A 16,816-nucleotide genomic window follows, 5' to 3' on the forward strand; every position below is an offset into this window, starting at 1 on the left:
TCACACTTTGGCCACAATCGGGCGCCCGAGCAGCCCCTGAGGGCGGAAAATCAGGATCATCACCAGCAGGCCAAACGAGAAGACATCTTTATAGTCCGAGTTCACCATGCCCGAGAACTGCGCTTCCGCCACGCCCAGGATAAGGCCACCGAGCATGGCGCCGGGGAGGGAACCGATGCCGCCCAGTACCGCCGCCGTGAAAGCTTTAATGCCGATCACGAACCCGACGTAGAAATCAAAGGTGCCGTAATTCATGGTGATCAGCACCCCCGCCAGGCCCGCCATCGCCGCGCCGATGACGAAGACCAGCGAAATAATCCGGTCGGTGTTAATCCCCAGAATGGAGGCCATTTTGCGATCCTGCTGCACCGCACGGCACATCCGCCCCAGCCGGGTACGGTTGATTATCCAGGTGAGCACCAGCATGCCGGCAAACGAGGCCACCAGGATAAACACTTTGGTGTAGGTTATCTGCACGAACCCTTCGCCCAGATGCAGGCGAATCACGCCGTCCAGCATGGTTGGCACCCCTTGCTGGCGCGGGCCCTGGCTCAGCTGCGCGTAGTTTTGCAGAATAAGCGATATCCCGATGGCGGAGATCAGCGGTGCCAGGCGCGTGGAGTTGCGCAGCGGCTTATAGGCGATACGCTCGATGGTCCAGCCGTACACCCCGGTGACCACAATGGTGAACACCAGCGTGCCGAGGATCAGCAGCGGGAAGGACTGCAGGCCGAAGAACGAGAGCAGCGCCAGGCCAATGGCGCAGAGATAGGCGGAAATCATATACACTTCGCCGTGGGCGAAATTAATCATGCCGATAATGCCGTACACCATGGTGTAGCCGATGGCGATCAGGCCGTAGACGGAACCCAGCGTTAAGCCATTGATTAACTGTTGCAGGAAGAATGTACTCATTTTAGCGCGCTCGTTTTATAGGCTGCGCGAGCCGCGCAGCCTGATGTTTATTACGCGCCGACGGGCGAGCCCATCGACGTTGAGCGTGACTCCGTCCCGTTACTCCACTTCCTTATATTTTCCTTTGTCGTCCCACTGGTAAACCACGTAGTCAGAGACTTTCAGATCGCCTTTGCTGTCCCAGGCTTTTTTGCCCATCACCGTGTCGACGGAATTGGCCTTCAGCCACTCGCTGGCTTTGGCAGAGTCCTTGCCGCCGGTGGCCTTGAAGGCCGCGGCAATCGCCTGTACCGAGGCGTAGGAGTAGAGGGTGTAACCTTCCGGCTCGAATTTACCGGCGCGGAATTTCTCGATTACCGCTTTGCCGTCCGGGATCAGGCGCGGATCTTTACCGAAGGTCATGTAAATGCCATTGGTATATTGCGGGCCGCCCGCCGCGGTCACCATCTCTTCGTTGACGATACAGTCCCCGGAGAAGAATTTCGCCTGCACGCCCTGCTCACGCATCTGGCGAACCAGCGGGCCGGCTTCCGGATGACAGCCCCCGAAGAACACGACGTCCGGTTTTTGCGCGCCGATCTTAGTGACCAGCGCGTTAAAGTCTTTTTCACCGCGGGATAACCCCTCGTACATCACATCCTGAACCCCGCGTTTCGCCAGCGCCGCTTTGGTGGCGTCAGCCAGGCCCTGACCATAGGTGTCTTTATCGTGAATAATCACCACCCGTTTGGCTTTCAGCTTGTCGATGATGAAGTCGCTGGCCACCTGGCCCTGCTGGTCATCGCGGCCGCACATGCGGAACATGTCGCTCATGCCGCGTTCGGTAATCAGCGGGTTGGTTGAACCGGGGGTAATAGCGATGATCCCCGCATCGCTGTAAACCTCGGAGGCGGGCATGGTGGAAGAGGAGCAGAAATGACCGACCACGGCGTTGACTTTATCCTGGTCGACTAAGCGGTTGGCCACCGCCACCGCCTGCTTAGGCTCGCAGGCGTCATCCCCCTGAACCAGTTTGATCTTCTCGCCGTTAATGCCGCCGGCGGCGTTAATGTCTTCAGCGGCCTGCGTTGCGCCGTGCCAGTACTGATCGCCATAGGTGGCATTAGGACCCGTGAACGGCCCGGCCACGCCAATCACGATATCTGCCCTGGCGGAAAACGCCGTCACCAGGCAACCGGCCAACACGAGAGAAAGCGGAGTTCTGATAAATTTCAGCGACATTATTATGTTCCTTAGCAAAGAGGTTTTTGCACCACGGCGTAAACCCGAACGCCCGGCGGCGCAGCCAATCCGAAACACGAGCAAGAACAAAATGCACTAAACGAACAAGATACAGACGGCATCCTGCATATACGGCGAGGTTTCCCTGCGCAGCGTCGCGCGAAGAACATTAAGCAAAAACGTTGCCAGAATGGTTAACCCATTGACGGACCTGTGACATGTTTGAGTATAGAGCGCCGCGTTATGCCGCCTTGCGGGAGGAGAAGAAATTACAGCGGAGATCACATATCGTTAACAATAAAGCCCATAAGTTGTGCAAAGGTCACGATTTGCACGTTTTTGCAGCAATAAAGACCTAAACTTCAGCCCGGAGAGGCGTGAGATATGTGTTAGGATCGTTTCCTTTTTATCAGGAGTGTCAGCGATGACTGAAGGCCCATTAAATGAAAGCGAAATGGCGTGGCTTGAAGAGACGTTAATGTCTTACGGTCATGACGATGCGTCCGTGCTTGACGTGTCTGAACTGGACGGCATGTTTACCGCAGTGCTTTCCGGTCCTGTTGTCGTTGAGCCAGATACCTGGCTGGTGGCGGTGTGGGGTGGCGAGAAATACATTCCGCGCTGGAAAAACGATCGCGAGATGAACCGTTTTATCGATCTTTGCTTTAAGCATATGAACGATATTGCCGAGCGCCTGAGCGAATATCCGGACCAGTTTGAACCGATGTTTGGCTATAACGACATTGACGGTGAGAGCTATACCGTGGTGGAAGAGTGGTGCTACGGCTACATGCGCGGCGTGGCGCTGACGGACTGGTCAGCCTTGCCGGACGAGCTGAAGGCCGATCTGGATGTGATTGCGCTGCACGGTAGCGAAGAGATCGGCGACCAGCTGGATGAATTGACCGAAGAAGAATATACCGCCAGCATTGAACGTATTCAGCCTGCGGCGCTGCGCTTGTATAACTACTGGGTGAACAATCCGCAGCAGCCGGAGGTGAAGAAGCCGATGGTGAACGGCACGAAGGTTGGGCGTAACGATCCGTGTCCTTGCGGCAGCGGGAAGAAGTTCAAGAGCTGCTGTTTGCACTGATAAAAAAGGGGCTGATGACAGCCCCTTTTTTCATTAACCCACTTCCGGCAGCATTCCCGCCGCAATCAGTACCTGCACCAGAATAATCACCACCCCACAGCCAAACACAATGCACAGCAGCGGTTTTCCTCCCGCCACGCGGTAACCCTGCTGCGGATGCTGCTGGCGGCTCTTCCACGCCAGCAGGGAAGGGAGGAGCAGGGCAAGGACCGAGAGCGCCACCCCCGCATACCCCAGCGCCATCACAAACCCGCGTGGATAAAACAGCGCAAAGGCCAGCGGCGGCAGGAAGGTGATGGCCCCGGTCTGTAATCGTCCTGCGGCGGTATTGCGGCGCTGGAACAGGTCAGCCAGATAGTCAAACAGGCCAAGCGCCACGCCCAGAAACGAGGTTGCCAGCGCCAGGTCGGCAAAGAGGTGTACCGCCAGCTCCACGTGCGGGGAGGTGACGACCTCGCGCAGCGCCAGTAGAAAACCGTTCAGGCCTGCGTGCTGTGCCATCAGGCCAATAAAGGTTGAAGAGTCGATGCTGCCCAGGGTCACCAGCTGCCAGAAAATGTAGGCAATCAGCGGGATCGCGCTGCCGATAACAAAGACGCGGCGCAGCTTGCGAATATCGCCGTTCATATAGCTGACGATGCTCGGCACGCTGCCGTGGAAGCCAAACGAGGTGAAAATGACCGGGATAGCGGAAAGCGCCAGCCCTTTTTCCAGCGGCAGCGTCAGCAGGTTGACCTTGTGCACGTGCGGTGCCAACAGGACCAGCATGACAATCAGGAACAGAATTTTGGCGCTGAACAGGAAACGGTTAAACAGATCGACCAGCGACGTTCCCACGCAGACCACGCCGCCGCCGATGAGCGCAAAGAAGATGGCGCCCGTCGCCGGGGTAATGTCAGAGCCAAACCAGTCGTTAACGCTGGAGGCGATCAGCTCCCCGGCCCCGCTGATGTAGGCGGCGGTCAGGGCGTACATCAGGAACATCATGCTGAAGCCGGTTATCCACTGGCCGTAGCGTCCCAGGTAGCGCGCCGCGAGGGAACCCAGACCGGTATCGGCGGGTACATGCTGGTAAACCTCAAGCAACAGCAGGGCGGTGTAGCACATCAGCGCCCAGAGCGTCCCCAGCAGCAGCAGGGTCATGCCAAATCCCACGCCCGCGGCTGCCAGAGGCATTGCCAGCATTCCTGCGCCAATCGTCGTTCCGGCGACGATAAAAATACTTCCCAGAGTTCTGTTTTTCACGCTTTCCTCTACAACGCTTCTTAACCGCGACAAAATCTGCGGCGCAGAGTAAGGGAAAAGCCGTAACTCGTCAAATCACCGTTACAAGTGGTGTAATGAATGTTTTACACATTAATGTTCCTCTGACCCTTTATAGGCGTCCGCCTACTACATGAGGGCAATGTTGCTGAGCAACATTTCGGCGTAACGTAAACAATAAATATAAATTATCAAATAAAGTGAGGGTTTTATGGCGGAGGAGAATCCTTTTACCGCGGCATGGAGCCGTGGAGGCAACCTGTTGTGCCATGGCCACTGGATAATCCACTGGCAGAACCAGCCCCTGATACTTCCGGAGTCCCGCCGCGAAAAAGATATGGGCACTTGGGGAATCTATTCGGTTATTGATCCTGAGGATGAGACCTTTGCACAAGGCTTACAGGAAGATGAGTGGATCATAGCTAATGTCGACTGGTTGACGGATATGTTTTTCGAGATGGGTATTGCGCTGGAGACGGCCAGCTACCGCTATTTTTACCAGGCCGTGAATCCCCACGACTGGCGCTGTACCAGCTGCGCTGGGTGTATGTAAATTAACGCGGTGCAGGGAACCCGCACCGCGCTGAAATTAATTCTGCGTATCCAGCGTGGAAAGTTCTTTATCAATAAAGTAAAGACCTTCGCCTGATTTCCCCACCAGAGATAATTTATCCAGCACGGATTTAAAGAGCTTCTCTTCTTCATGCTGTTCGGCGACATACCACTGCAGGAAATTGAAGGTTGGATAATCCTGGCTGGTCATCGCGGCATGAACCAGTTCGTTAATTTTCTGGGTGATCAACTGCTCGTGCTCGTAGGTGGCGCGGAACAGTTCATCGAGAGAATTATATTCAGCAAATGGGGATGCCACGGTTTCAATGCGCGGCAGGCTGCCGGTATCCGTCAGATAATCAAACAGACGCTGCATGTGCGTCATCTCTTCCTGCGCGTGACGACGCAGAAACGCGGCAGCGCCTTCGAAGCTGTGATAGCTGCACCAGGCGCTCATCTGCTGGTAGAGAAGGGATGAATACAGCTCAAGATTCATTTGTGCGTTGAGCTTGTCGATCATTTCAGTTTTCAGCATGGTGGCGCTCCGGGTTATTATTTCTGGTTCACAATGAGCGACACTATAATTTGTTATTTAATTATTTGCAAAACGTAAAATATTTATTTTATTTATTTAAAATACGAATGGGAATAAAACGCATTGGCGATTTTATCATTTATTAATGAGAATTGTTTTTGTTCGTAATGAAATAAACTGCCAGCCTGCGCTGGCAGTCTGGATTAATACCACGGATTGTTTGACTTAGGGTTCACGGCATAACCCATACATTTATACTGGATAGTCACGCTCTCGTTCAGACACAACGAGCCGCTAATGAGGGTGCAGGTTTTAATGGGCTGACCATAGGCTGAGGCCGTGGCGTACCCCATGCTCTGACACGCTTTTGCCGCCGTACCGTTATTCACATACTCATCGGAATACGCATTTTGCAGCGCTGCCTGACCGTAGTTAAGGCGGACGATGCCGTTCGGCGCATCGAGGCTGCTGACTTCAGCCTGGCGGTTAATGCTGCACCCCGCGAGCAGGAGGAGTGTGCCGGCTACAATGACTCTTTTCATGGTTCGCTCTGAGTGGATGGAAATACGTTATCGTACCCGCAGATGCCCGCCGCAATGGCTGGAATAGCCGGACAATCTGCCCTCACTCTTCGCAACGGGTTGATGGTGAACGCGATCAGACCCCATTCTGATTAAATTGTGATTTCTATCACAAAAGCATTGATTTTTGTGATGGTGGTCATATTATAGGCGCATTGACGATAAAGTTGTATAACAAGTTGATGGAGCATCACTGTGAAACTGCGCAAAATCCTGAAAAGTATGTGGGCCAATTACTGCCGCACGTTCAAAGACGTGCCGCCGGGCGCCATGTTCTGATAAAAAAAACCTGCTTCGGCAGGTTTTTTTATACCTGCAGACGTTGAAGGGAAGATGTCAGGGGGCGTGTTTTGATACTATGGCGGCCTTTAAATAAGGAGAAACCCCATGTCACAAAACCTGAGCGCCGATCAGGAACTGGTCTCTGACGTTGTCGCCTGCCAGCTGGTTATCAAACAAATCCTGGATGTTCTGGACGTGATTGCGCCGGTTGAAGTGCGCGAGAAGATGTCTACCCAGCTGAAAAACATCGATTTTGCCAGCCATCCTGCTGCCGCTGACCCGGTAACGCTTCGTGCGATCCAGAAGGCCATCGCGCTGATCGAGCTGCGATTCACGCCGCAGGGTGAGTCCCACTGACGCAGGGAAATGGGCGACGGCATGCGTCGCCCTTTGATGTTATCAGAAGAACGTCTGGACCAGCAGGTAGCTCGCGGCACACGCGCAGCTTACCCCAATAAGCCCTGGCAAAATAAAGCTGTGGTTGATGATAAATTTACCGATGCGGGTCGTGCCTGACCGGTCAAAGCCGATGCAGGCCAAATCGCTGGGATAGGTCGGCAGGACAAAATAGCCGTAAGACGCCGGGAAAAAGGCGATCAGCATTTTCGGGTCGATGCCCAACATCAACCCCATCGGCGCAACCGCCGTCAGCGCCGCCGCCTGGCTGTTCACCAGTTTTGACACCAGAAACAGCACAATCGCATATGTCCACGGGTGGCTTTTCACCACGCCTTCCAGGGCCAGCTTTAACTCGTCGAGATGTGCCTGGAAAAAGGTATCGCTCATCCACGCCACGCCGAATACCGAGAAGATCGCAACCATACCGGCCTTGAACACCGCGCCGTTGGAAATCGCGGAGGCATTGACCTTACAGGCCATCAGCATCACGGCACCCGCAATTAGCATCATCATCTGGATGACAAGGTTCATCGACAGCGCCGTCATTTTGCCTTTCAGTTCAAAGGCGGGGCGCAGCTCAGGGAAGGCCCCCAGCAGAACGACCACGGCAATGCCGGCAAAGAAAATCCACGTGGACCAGTAGGCCTGTTTTGGGAAACGCTGATTCATTAACGTCTCTGTTCCGCCATAGATAAACTCGCGCTGCTTAGGATCTTTTAGCTTTTCCTGAAACTCCATGTCGTCCGCCAAATCTTTCCCGCGGCGTAAACTCCACAGTGCAGCAATAGCCACGCCGAAAAGTGAAGCAGGAACCGACACGGCGAGAATTTCCAGAATTCCCCACGCGTGGCCGATCCCATGCTGGGCTGCCAGGATGGACACCAGCGACACGACGGCAACGGAAACGGGGGAGGCCGTGATCGCCATCTGCGACGCGACCGACGCCACGGCCATAGGGCGCTCCGGGCGGATCCCTTTTTTCAGGGCGATATCCGCAATAATCGGGAACATGGTGTAGACCACATGGCCGGTGCCGCACAGAAAGGTCAGCATCCAGGTGGTAAACGGGGCGAGCAGGGTGATGTGCTGCGGGTGTTTGCGCAGCAGACGTTCCGCAAACTGCATCATCACGTTGAGACCGCCCGCCGTTTGCAGGGTAGCGGCACAGCCAATCACCGCGAGGATGGTCAGCATGACGTCAACCGGCGGTTTACCCGGCTGCAGACCAAAGACGAAACATAAAATAAAAAGACCAATACCGCTGATTAACCCAAGCCCCATACCGCCGAAACGCGTACCCGTCAGCAGGCAGAGGAGAATGACAACAAACTCAATGGTGATCATGATGCTCCCTCGTCAATGATTATGTAATTAAATAAATCATCACACGTTGTGTGGTTAATCATTGGGAGCCAGATCTGATTTGTTAAATTTCAGCAAAAGCAGAAGGTTGGAGAGGGGAAGGGGACCTGCTCCCCGGGACGGAAGCAGGCCAAAAACTCAGTGGTGCTGCACCGCCACAATGTCGAGCAGGTGACGGTCGGTTTGCTCAGGACATAAGCCTGCCTGCTGCGCGTTATGCAGCTCATCCGCCAGCGTCTTCAGCAGCAGGCCATCCTGCTGCTGCTCTTTATCCATATCGCGTAAGAATCTGAGCGTCGTAATGTCCTGCTGCGCTTTGGCTTCATCGGCCAGTTTGTTGAGGGTGCTGCAGCGTTGTTCATAATCTTCAAGCGTTTTCTGAAACAGTTCTTCCAGACAAGAGTAGCTCTCGTTTATCCCATCAAGGGCTTTAACGACAGGGTTTGCCCCTGCAGCTTTCAGGAAGTTAAAAACGCGCATCATATGGGTGACGTTACTTTGTGCCTGAGAGCGAAAGAAGGTGGCAGAGCCCGTGAGGCTATTCTCAGCGCACCAGGCACTTAAGTGAAGGTGCAGGTTGGAGGCGTAGAACTCAAGGTTCATCTGCGCGTTAAGTTTTTGCATCATCGTTTGGGTAGCCATACTCATATCCTTATTGACGGTGGGACGTGATGTCCGTTGCTTAACCTGAGCACCAGGCAAGTACGAAGAAAAAGAGCAGAAATACGCTTTCTGCAGTAAACGAAGTCGACCGAAATTCACTTCCTGTGTTCGATATAAATAAGCATACCCTTGTCTTTGGTCTAAGAAAACTCTTAAATTGGCTGTGTTTACCATACATTACAAACTTTAATATAGTACAGAAATACAATTAGCTCGCCATAGATCAGTATTTAGATAATCCTCTGATAATCAACATTTTTTATCGAAGAGATATGCTGTTACTCTTTCGCGAATATTAAACCGGAATAATGCTCTGTAAAAAAATGAATCACGGATTAATTATTCCGTATATCAGGTGCATTAATAAAATTGCGCTAAATCAAATTCTGTGGAGTAAATAATTTTCAGTGCGTGTGGCATTTTTGATGAAAAACATACTGCACTTTTCTGACGTCCGGCGTTCTCGTGCCCGATCCGGGGCATCAGGGATATCTTAGCTAATCTTATGGATAATCCTGCTTACCCTCATTTCATTTGTCTGACAAATACTGCCTTTTTTATGTCATTTTTCGCTGAATTTATGTACGCAATTACTGTAATTCTGCGGTGTGATGGGGCTCTCTTATGGATGATTAATTTCCCGCTAAAACTATCACCAGCAATAACGCTTATAACGAGGTAAGCGCTAATGCCTTGTTTTAAGTCCGATTAAATAAGAAGCACGCACATATTCCCTACAGAAAAGAAAGCTAAAGCTGGAGTTTACCATGCACAAATTTACTAAAGCGCTGGCGGCCATCGGTCTGGCTGCCGTTATGTCACAATCCGCTATTGCTGAGAATTTAAAGCTCGGTTTTTTGGTAAAACAGCCCGAAGAGCCCTGGTTCCAGACGGAGTGGAAATTCGCCGATAAGGCCGGGAAAGATTTAGGTTTTGAAGTGATTAAAATCGCCGTGCCTGACGGTGAGAAAACCCTGAACGCCATCGACAGCCTGGCGGCCAGCGGTGCGAAAGGTTTCGTTATCTGTACGCCGGATCCAAAGCTGGGCTCGGCCATCGCGGCAAAAGCCCGCGGTTACGACATGAAGGTCATTGCCGTTGACGATCAGTTCGTGAACGCCAAAGGCAAGCCGATGGACAGCGTCCCGCTGGTCATGATGGCCGCGACAAAAATCGGCGAACTTCAGGGCCAGGAACTCTATAAAGAGATGCAAAAACGCGGCTGGGACGTCAAAGAGACCGCAGTGATGGCTATTACAGCGGATGAGCTGGACACGGCGCGTCGTCGTACAACCGGGTCAATGGACGCGCTGAAGGCGGCCGGCTTCCCGGAAAAACAGATCTACAAAGTCCCCACCAAATCTAACGATATCCCGGGCGCTTTCGACGCCGCCAACTCCATGCTGGTTCAGCATCCGGAGGTCAAACACTGGCTGGTGGTCGGCATGAACGACAACACCGTGCTGGGCGGCGTGCGCGCGACGGAAGGTCAGGGCTTCAAGGCACCTGACGTGATCGGGATTGGTATCAACGGCGTTGACGCCGTCAGCGAGCTGTCCAAAGCGCAGGCCACCGGCTTCTACGGCTCACTGCTGCCAAGCCCGGACGTTCACGGCTATAAATCCAGCGAGATGCTCTACAACTGGGTCACCAAAGGAGCTGAACCGCCGAAATTTACCGAAGTGACCGACGTGGTGCTCATTACCCGCGACAACTTCAAAGAGGAGCTGGCGAAAAAAGGACTGGGCGGGAAGTAATACGCGGTGATTGTGCCCCTCATCCTGCATGAGGGGCCTGACGTACACACTACAGGAATCACGGAGACGTTATGCGACAGTCTGATCCGTATCTCTCTTTTCGCGGCATCGGGAAAACCTTCCCCGGTGTGAACGCGCTGACCGATATCAGCTTCGACTGCTATGCCGGCCAGGTTCACGCCCTGATGGGGGAAAACGGTGCGGGAAAATCCACGCTGTTGAAAATCCTCAGCGGCAACTACTCGCCAACAACCGGCACGCTGGCGATCCGCGGCGAAGAGGTCTCTTTTGCCGATACCACGGCGGCGCTCAATGCCGGGGTGGCCATTATCTATCAGGAGCTGCACCTCATCCCTGAGATGACCGTGGCGGAAAACATCTATTTAGGACAGCTCCCGCACAAAGGCGGCGTGGTGAATCGTTCGCTACTTAATTATGAAGCGGGGCTGCAGCTAAAACACCTGGGGCTGGACGTCGATCCCCAGACGCCGCTGAAATATCTCTCCATCGGCCAGTGGCAGATGGTTGAAATTGCCAAGGCGCTGGCGCGTAACGCCAGAATAATTGCCTTCGATGAACCCACCAGTTCGCTCTCTAAGCGTGAAATCGAAAATCTGTTCCGCGTGATCCGCGAATTGCGTCAGGAAGGCCGGACGATTTTGTACGTTTCGCACCGCATGGAAGAGATATTTGCTCTCAGCGATGCCATCACCGTGTTTAAAGATGGACGCTATGTGCGCACCTTTACCGACATGGCGCAGGTGAACCATGACCAGCTTGTTCAGGCGATGGTCGGACGCGATCTGGGTGATATCTATCACTGGCAGCCTCGCCAGTACGGCCCTGAGCGTCTGCGCCTCGATAGCGTAAAAGCGCCGGGCGTCAGAACGCCGATTTCGTTATCCGTACGCAGCGGTGAAATCGTCGGCCTGTTTGGTCTGGTAGGCGCGGGGCGTAGCGAATTGATGAAAGGGCTGTTCGGCGGTACCCGTATTACCGATGGGCAGGTCTCCATTGACGGCGAGCGGGTAGACATTCAGAAACCGGCTCACGCGATCGGGGCGGGAATGATGCTCTGTCCGGAAGACCGGAAAGCAGAGGGCATTATTCCGGTGCACTCGGTACGCGACAACATCAATATTTCCGCCCGCCGTAAGTTTATTCGCGCAGGTTGCCTGATAAACGATAGCTGGGAGTCGAGCAATGCCGACCACCATATTCGTTCACTGAATATCAAAACGCCGGGTCCGGAACAGCTGATCATGAATCTGTCAGGCGGAAACCAGCAGAAGGCCATTCTGGGCCGCTGGCTGTCGGAGGACATGAAGGTCATCTTACTGGATGAGCCGACGCGCGGTATCGACGTGGGGGCAAAACACGAGATTTATAACGTGATCTATGAGCTGGCAAAACGCGGCGTGGCGGTGCTTTTCGCCTCCAGCGATCTGCCGGAGGTGCTGGGCGTGGCCGACCGCATTGTGGTGATGCGTGAAGGCGAAATTGCCGGCGAATTACTTCATGAACAGGCGAATGAACAACAGGCGTTGAACCTCGCCATGCCTAAAGTTAGCCAGGCCGTCGCCTGAGTAAGGAGTTAATGATGTCCTCTGTTACTACATCCGGAGTGCCGAAGTCGAAGTCGGCGTTGAGCGTTGGGCGTATCTGGGATCAGTACGGCATGCTGGTGGTGTTTGCCGCACTGTTCGTCGCCTGCGCGATCTTTGTCCCCAACTTTGCCACCTTCATTAATATGAAGGGGCTGGGTCTCGCCATCTCCATGTCCGGGATGGTGGCCTGCGGGATGCTGTTCTGTCTGGCCTCCGGCGATTTTGACCTGTCGGTGGCGTCGGTGATTGCCTGTGCAGGCGTTACGACGGCCGTGGTGATCAACATGACGGAGAGCCTGTGGATTGGCGTTTTTGCCGGTCTGTTACTCGGCGTCATCAGCGGCCTGGTGAACGGTTTTGTTATCGCGCGCCTGAAGATTAACGCCCTGATCACGACGCTTGCGACAATGCAAATTGTCCGCGGGCTGGCCTATATCATCTCCGACGGTAAAGCGGTGGGGATTGAAGACGAGCGCTTCTTTACGCTGGGTTACGCCAACTGGCTGGGTCTGCCTGCGCCTATCTGGCTGACCGTGGCCTGCCTGATCCTGTTCGGCTTCCTGCTTAACCGGACCACCTTTGGCCGTAATACGCTGGCGATTGGCGGTAACGAAGAAGCCGCCCGTCTGGCCGGGGTGCCGGTGGTGCGCACCAAGATTATTATCTTTGTGCTCTCGGGGCTCGTTTCTGCCGCGGCGGGGATTATTCTGGCGTCGCGTATGACCAGCGGCCAGCCAATGACCTCTATTGGTTATGAGCTGATCGTTATTTCGGCCTGCGTGTTAGGGGGCGTTTCCCTCAAGGGAGGCATCGGAAAAATCTCATATGTGGTGGCCGGTATACTGATTTTGGGCACGGTAGAGAACGCCATGAACCTGCTGAATATTTCGCCGTTCTCGCAGTACGTGGTGCGTGGTCTGATCCTGCTGGCAGCGGTGATTTTCGACCGTTACAAGCAAAAAGCGAAGCGTACCGTGTAACCGTTTTGCACCTCTTTTATTGCTCAACTTATAACCATAGTTGACCCCTTCACCGCCCCGCCAGTAAAACTGGCGGGGCGGTTGTCAAATGGCGAGCGACGTCACACTGTCTATACTTACATGGCTATGAAAGAGGTAAAGGCGTTTACCTCTCGTCAACCGTAAGGAGGAAAAGGGTGGCTGACTTGTTAACCGCACCGCCTGTACTGCCCGGACATTATGCTTTCTTTTTTGATCTCGACGGCACGCTCGCCGGGATAAAACCGCACCCCGATCAGGTGTCTATTCCGGAGGCGGTGTTGCAGGATTTGCATCAGCTCTCGCTCATGAATGAGGGAGCACTGGCATTGATATCAGGGCGCTCAATGGCCGAGCTGGATCTGCTCGCCAGTCCATACCACTTTCCGCTGGCCGGTGTACACGGAGCGGAGCGCCGCGACATCCATGATCAAACGCATATCGTTTCACTCCCCGACGCACTTACGCAAACGCTCCAGAAGCGGCTCTCTGCTGCGCTGGCCGACCTGCCTGGCACCGAGCTGGAAGCCAAAGGCATGGCCTTTGCCCTGCATTATCGCCAGGCACCGCAGCACGGAGATGCCGTGCTCGCGCTTGCTCAGACGGTTGCGGATGCGCATCCACAGCTGGCGCTGCAGCCGGGCAAATGCGTGGTGGAGTTAAAGCCGAAGGGGATTAATAAAGGCGCAGCCATCACCGCATTTATGGCGGAGGCACCTTTTAAGGGCCGGACGCCTGTTTTCTTTGGGGATGACCTGACCGACGAGGCCGGGTTCCGTGTGGTTAATCAGGCCGGAGGGATCGCCGTTAAGGTAGGGCCTGGTGACACTGTCGCCGAATGGCGGCTGGCGGATGTCGCCAGCGTCTGGCAGTGGGTATCTGATATCGCTAACCAGCAACAACAACAAATAGCGCAAAACAAAGGGGGAAACCATTATGGGTCGCTTAGTCGTCGTCTCTAACCGAATCGCACCGCCTGATGATAAAAAAGCCAGTGCGGGTGGCCTGGCGGTAGGGGTGTTAGGTGCCTTGAAAGCCGCTGGTGGGCTGTGGTTTGGCTGGAGCGGAGAAATCAGTGAAGAAGAGAAACCGCTCAAAAAAGTGACGCGCGGGAACATCACGTGGGCGTCGTTTGCACTGAAAGAGAAAGACTACGACGAGTATTACTCGCAGTTCTCGAATGCCGTCCTGTGGCCGGCGTTTCACTATCGTCTTGACCTGGTCAAATTCCAGCGTGAATCCTTCGAAGGCTACGCGCGCGTGAATGCGCTGCTGGCGGATAAACTGCTGCCATTGATAGAGGAAGACGATATTTTATGGATCCACGATTATCACCTGCTGCCGTTCGCCAGAGAGCTGCGAAAGAGGGGAGTGAATAACCGGATTGGCTTCTTCCTGCACATCCCGTTCCCGACGCCGGAAATTTTTACCGCGCTGCCGCCGCATGAAGAGCTGCTGGAGGCGCTGTGTGACTACGATTTGCTGGGCTTCCAGACGGAAAATGACCGCCTGGCATTCCTGGACTCCGTGTCAGGGAAAGCGCGTCTGGTGACCAAAGGCGGGAAAACCCATACGGCGTGGGGAAAAACGTTCCACACCGAAGTGTATCCAATAGGGATTGAACCTGACGAAATCGCGGAGCAGGCCTCCGGCCCGCTGCCGCCGAAGCTGGCGCAGCTTAAGAATGAACTCAAGCACGTGAAAAATATCTTCTCGGTCGAGCGTCTTGATTATTCTAAAGGGCTGCCGGAACGCTTCCTGGCGTATGAAACGCTGCTGGATAAATATCCGGAGCATCACGGTAAAATCCGTTATACCCAGATTGCGCCGACGTCGCGCGGTGAGGTTCAGGCCTATCAGGACATTCGCCATCAGCTGGAGACAGAAGCCGGGCGCATTAATGGCCGTTACGGTCAACTGGGCTGGACGCCGCTGTTTTATCTGAATCAGCACTTCGACCGCAAGATCCTGATGAAAGTCTTCCGCTACGCGGACGTCGGCCTGGTGACGCCGCTGCGCGACGGGATGAACCTGGTCGCGAAAGAGTATGTGGCAGCGCAGGACCCCGCCGATCCGGGTGTCCTGGTGCTTTCCCAGTTTGCCGGGGCCGCGAATGAGCTCACGTCGGCGCTTATCGTTAACCCTTACGATCGCGATGACGTGGCGAATGCCCTGAACCGCGCGCTGACCATGCCGCTCACGGAACGTATTTCCCGCCATGCTGAAATGATGGAGACGATCCGGAAGAACGATATTAACCACTGGCAGGCGCGTTTTATTCAGGATCTCCGCGATATCGCCCCACAAAGCCATGAAGGCGATTTACAAAAAAAGATCGCAACTTTCCCTAAACTTGCCTGATATTTCCCTGGGGGGTTAACGCCCCCCAAGCGGCACTAATAACACGTCAACCTGACTTGATGCGACAATGGATTTCGCCGCGCAGGCCGCGCGCGATAAAAAGCTGTGGTTATGATTCCCGCATATCACTAAATCAATATTCTGTTTACGACACATGTCGAGAATATGGGCATTAAGTTCTCCTGTCGCAATTACGGTTTCATAGACAGGATAGTGTGCCTTTTCGACCAGCTCGCGCAGAAATTGCTGCGTTTCCTCCTGAAGTACCTCACGAATATCCTCCAGCATGGGGGCAGCCAGCTGATTATACATCTCGGGTTCGGCCGCAAGCGTGATGAGGCTGATGCGGGCATTGTGAGGTCTGGCAATGGAAACTGCCCGGGCGACGAGTTGATGGCTTTCTGGGGAAACGGCAACAGAAACAAGTAGATGGGAGTAACTCATGGCGCACTCCTTGGGTGTCTGACTGACAGCGTTTGATCACCTTTACCGCGATTTTCCGGGTTCTGCAAGGGCTGATTACGACATTAGTGTGAAGCTTATCATAATTATTCATTAATTATTCTTATAAGAAGAATAACTGAAAAATGCGCCTAAATGAAAAAAATTAACAACTTAACGTAAATCACACAATTTTATGCCTTGACTGTTGAATCGTTTTGATGCGTTACAAAATCATTTCGAATGATCACGCTCTGAAACATCTTTTTTGGGCTGCCTGCATAACTCTATGTTTTTTCACAGTAAGAAAAATGTTTCCCGGAGGGGTGAATGATGTAAATGTTTCCGCGCGACGTCCACCCGAGGAAAAGCACGTTGCATGCCAGTTCTGATCCCCCTTCTGCATGAGTATTCGTCAATTAAGAATACAAAACAGTGTCGATTGGTTAATAATTGAACAAATTACAAGTCATACTGATGGATTTATGGGTCATATTCACTTAAATTGTGTGACGTAGATCACATTTTTTTTAAATTTGAGGATGGCTGGATTGTATGTGTCAAAACTGACGAGTAGAGTTTGCGTCGAATTAGGAAAAATCTTAGTTATTTGTAAGAAATGATAAAACATGTAAAAGACGCATTCGCGTTTCCTCTCTTACGCGTTTCGATGATGTAGCCCCCTGAAACACCAGACAGTAGCTGTATCTCCAGATAAGAGATAGGCTTGAATATATGTCTAACACTAACACCAATTTTGAGATGACCGGGATCCTGTTAGGGCAA

At 53.5% G+C, this 16,816-nt stretch carries 17 protein-coding genes; 9 read left to right on the top strand and 8 right to left on the bottom strand.

The features are described 5' to 3' along the window. Entirely contained in the window at positions 1-915 is a 915-nt protein-coding gene (locus FHC52_RS06115) for an ABC transporter permease subunit (protein WP_008500397.1), read from the bottom strand. Positions 916-1,014: 99 nt separating this feature from the next. Further along, a complete protein-coding gene (locus FHC52_RS06120; protein ID WP_008500398.1) occupies positions 1,015-2,136 on the bottom strand; it encodes a branched-chain amino acid ABC transporter substrate-binding protein in 1,122 nt (373 codons plus the stop codon). A 424-nt stretch (positions 2,137-2,560) separates the two neighbouring features. Between FHC52_RS06120 and FHC52_RS06125 the strand changes: the two genes are divergently transcribed. Next, positions 2,561-3,229 (top strand): YecA family protein, encoded by a 669-nt coding sequence (locus FHC52_RS06125; RefSeq protein WP_023293977.1) that lies wholly within the window; start codon positions 2,561-2,563, stop codon positions 3,227-3,229. A gap of 33 nt (positions 3,230-3,262) precedes the next feature. Here FHC52_RS06125 and tyrP read toward each other — a convergent pair whose 3' ends face one another. Then, on the bottom strand, positions 3,263-4,474 hold the full coding sequence (tyrP, locus tag FHC52_RS06130) for a tyrosine transporter TyrP (RefSeq protein WP_058653421.1): 1,212 nt from the start codon (positions 4,472-4,474) through the stop codon (positions 3,263-3,265). Between the two features lie 229 nt (positions 4,475-4,703). Here tyrP and FHC52_RS06135 point away from each other — a divergent pair, with 229 nt between their 5' ends. Then, positions 4,704-5,045, top strand: a complete 342-nt coding sequence (locus FHC52_RS06135; RefSeq protein ID WP_045354288.1) for a hypothetical protein — start codon at positions 4,704-4,706, stop codon at positions 5,043-5,045. 36 nt (positions 5,046-5,081) lie between these two features. Here the strand turns inward: FHC52_RS06135 and ftnA are convergent, their stop codons facing one another. Next, on the bottom strand, positions 5,082-5,579 hold the full coding sequence (ftnA, locus tag FHC52_RS06140; protein ID WP_008500403.1) for a non-heme ferritin: 498 nt from the start codon (positions 5,577-5,579) through the stop codon (positions 5,082-5,084). A 203-nt stretch (positions 5,580-5,782) separates the two neighbouring features. Continuing rightward, entirely contained in the window at positions 5,783-6,121 is a 339-nt protein-coding gene (gene yecR / locus FHC52_RS06145) for a YecR family lipoprotein (protein WP_021240460.1), read from the bottom strand. Between the two features lie 234 nt (positions 6,122-6,355). Here yecR and azuC point away from each other — a divergent pair, with 234 nt between their 5' ends. Together azuC and FHC52_RS06155 are read left to right on the top strand one after the other, a co-directional pair. After that, positions 6,356-6,439, top strand: coding sequence for a stress response protein AzuC (gene azuC, locus FHC52_RS06150; protein ID WP_014884364.1), 84 nt, complete (start codon positions 6,356-6,358; stop codon positions 6,437-6,439). Positions 6,440-6,547: 108 nt separating this feature from the next. Further along, on the top strand, positions 6,548-6,799 hold the full coding sequence (locus FHC52_RS06155; protein WP_008500405.1) for a DUF2766 family protein: 252 nt from the start codon (positions 6,548-6,550) through the stop codon (positions 6,797-6,799). A 42-nt stretch (positions 6,800-6,841) separates the two neighbouring features. Here FHC52_RS06155 and FHC52_RS06160 read toward each other — a convergent pair whose 3' ends face one another. Both FHC52_RS06160 and FHC52_RS06165 read right to left on the bottom strand, forming a co-directional pair. Further along, positions 6,842-8,185 (bottom strand): anaerobic C4-dicarboxylate transporter, encoded by a 1,344-nt coding sequence (locus tag FHC52_RS06160; RefSeq protein WP_008500406.1) that lies wholly within the window; start codon positions 8,183-8,185, stop codon positions 6,842-6,844. Between the two features lie 156 nt (positions 8,186-8,341). Continuing rightward, on the bottom strand, positions 8,342-8,845 hold the full coding sequence (locus FHC52_RS06165; RefSeq protein WP_220419970.1) for a non-heme ferritin-like protein: 504 nt from the start codon (positions 8,843-8,845) through the stop codon (positions 8,342-8,344). Between the two features lie 788 nt (positions 8,846-9,633). Between FHC52_RS06165 and araF the strand changes: the two genes are divergently transcribed. From araF to otsA, 5 genes are all read left to right on the top strand, one after another. Beyond that, on the top strand, positions 9,634-10,623 hold the full coding sequence (gene araF / locus FHC52_RS06170; protein ID WP_220419971.1) for an arabinose ABC transporter substrate-binding protein AraF: 990 nt from the start codon (positions 9,634-9,636) through the stop codon (positions 10,621-10,623). A gap of 71 nt (positions 10,624-10,694) precedes the next feature. Next, on the top strand, positions 10,695-12,209 hold the full coding sequence (gene araG, locus FHC52_RS06175; protein ID WP_008500410.1) for an L-arabinose ABC transporter ATP-binding protein AraG: 1,515 nt from the start codon (positions 10,695-10,697) through the stop codon (positions 12,207-12,209). 11 nt (positions 12,210-12,220) lie between these two features. Further along, positions 12,221-13,210, top strand: a complete 990-nt coding sequence (gene araH / locus FHC52_RS06180; RefSeq protein ID WP_171843394.1) for an L-arabinose ABC transporter permease AraH — start codon at positions 12,221-12,223, stop codon at positions 13,208-13,210. A 176-nt stretch (positions 13,211-13,386) separates the two neighbouring features. Continuing rightward, on the top strand, positions 13,387-14,190 hold the full coding sequence (gene otsB, locus FHC52_RS06185) for a trehalose-phosphatase (protein ID WP_025912276.1): 804 nt from the start codon (positions 13,387-13,389) through the stop codon (positions 14,188-14,190). Next, on the top strand, positions 14,165-15,589 hold the full coding sequence (otsA, locus tag FHC52_RS06190; RefSeq protein WP_021240457.1) for an alpha,alpha-trehalose-phosphate synthase: 1,425 nt from the start codon (positions 14,165-14,167) through the stop codon (positions 15,587-15,589). Before otsB ends, otsA begins: the two co-directional genes overlap by 26 nt. A 15-nt stretch (positions 15,590-15,604) precedes the next feature. Here otsA and uspC read toward each other — a convergent pair whose 3' ends face one another. Next, complete coding sequence (gene uspC, locus FHC52_RS06195; protein WP_008500414.1) at positions 15,605-16,033, bottom strand: universal stress protein UspC; 429 nt, start codon at positions 16,031-16,033, stop codon at positions 15,605-15,607. Between the last annotated feature and the right edge of the window lie 783 nt (positions 16,034-16,816).

Source organism: Enterobacter sp. EC_64, from assembly GCF_019584165.1.
In the GTDB taxonomy this organism is placed as follows: Bacteria; Pseudomonadota; Gammaproteobacteria; order Enterobacterales; family Enterobacteriaceae; genus Enterobacter; species Enterobacter roggenkampii.